Consider the following 1,345-nt stretch of genomic DNA (forward strand, 5'->3'; position numbering starts at 1 on the left):
GGCACCAAGGCCTGGTGCTCGGGCGCCGCGAGCGTGACTCACGCCGTCGTGAGCTGCTGGAATGCGGCCGGCGAACCGTGCCTTGCGGCTGTGGCCATGGATCAGCCCGGCGTACGTGTGACCGGCAATGGCTGGCATGCCGTCGGCATGGCAGCGAGCGCCAGTGTCAATGTGCGGTTCGACCGCGCGGTGGCCACGCAGATCGGGCGGCCCGGCGACTACGTCAACCGCGCCGGCTTCTGGCAGGGTGGCGCCGGCATCGCGGCATGTTGGTTCGGGGGCGCGTTCGGCATTGCGCGCGCGGTTCATCAGCGCGCGGGACCGGCGCCGGACGCTCATCGCCTCGCGCACATTGGTGCCATCGAAGTGGCCTTGACCGCCGCCGCGGCGCAACTGCGAGAGGCCGCGGCCTGGATCGACCGGCACCCCGAAGACAACGCACAGCGCATCGCCTTGCGCGCACGCCTCGCTGTCGAACAGGCGGCCAACGTCGTCATGCACCACGCTGGACGCGCGGTCGGCGCCGGCCCGCTGTGCCGCGACCCGCACTTCGCCCACGCGATGGCGGATCTGCCCGTGTTCCTTCGCCAGAGCCACGCCGAGCGCGATCTTGCGGCGCTCGGCCAGCTCGCCGCGAACGAGAAAGAGGAGCCTTCGTCATGGACGCTGTAGCACGCCGCGCCATTCGGGGCGAGGGCACCACCGAGATCGAGTGGTGCCGCTGGCCCGGCCTTGCACGTCTGCCCGCGATCGCGCCGCAAGAGCTGGTTCCGCAAAGCGCACGCGCCGTGGTCGTCGCGCCCCACCCCGACGACGAGGTGCTCTCGGTCGGTGGCCTGCTCGCGCTGCTGGCCGACTGCGGCAGGCCCGTTGAAGTGATCGCCGTCACCGACGGCACTGCCAGTCACCGCGGCTCGACCGAATGGCCCGTCGAACGGCTCGCGCGTACCCGGCCACGGGAGAGCCGAAAGGCACTGCACTGCCTGGGCCTGACCATCGAGCCCGCACGGCTAGGCCTGCCCGACGGCGGCCTGAAGGGGCTGCGCGCCTTGCTCGCGGCCGAGCTCGTGTCTCTTCTCCGGCCCGGTGACGTGGTGTTCACCACATGGCGCCAGGACGGCCATCCCGACCACGAAGCGACTGGCGAAGCCTGCGCGCTGGCGGCCGCGAGCACGGGCGCCAGGCTGGTGGAAGTGCCCGTCTGGGGCTGGCACTGGTCCCGTCCCGGCGATAGGCGCATGCCCTGGCAACGCGCCTTCAGGCTCCCGCTGAGCGAAGAGGCCGTACGGCGCAAGCGCATGGCAGTCAAGGCGTTCACCAGCCAGTTGCGGCGCGATGCGTCCAC

General features: G+C 71.5%; 2 protein-coding genes. Both read left to right on the forward strand.

Annotated elements, in window-relative coordinates:
• On the forward strand, positions 1–672 hold a 672-nt coding region (locus BMW87_RS34590; RefSeq protein ID WP_093083115.1), incomplete at its 5' end, for an acyl-CoA dehydrogenase.
• Positions 660–1,345 (forward strand): PIG-L deacetylase family protein (locus tag BMW87_RS34595; RefSeq protein WP_093083118.1); only part of this gene is annotated, 686 nt, incomplete at its 3' end. The genes BMW87_RS34590 and BMW87_RS34595, both read left to right, overlap by 13 nt.

The organism is Variovorax sp. OV084 (genome assembly GCF_900111625.1).
Taxonomy (GTDB): Bacteria; Pseudomonadota; Gammaproteobacteria; order Burkholderiales; family Burkholderiaceae_C; genus Variovorax.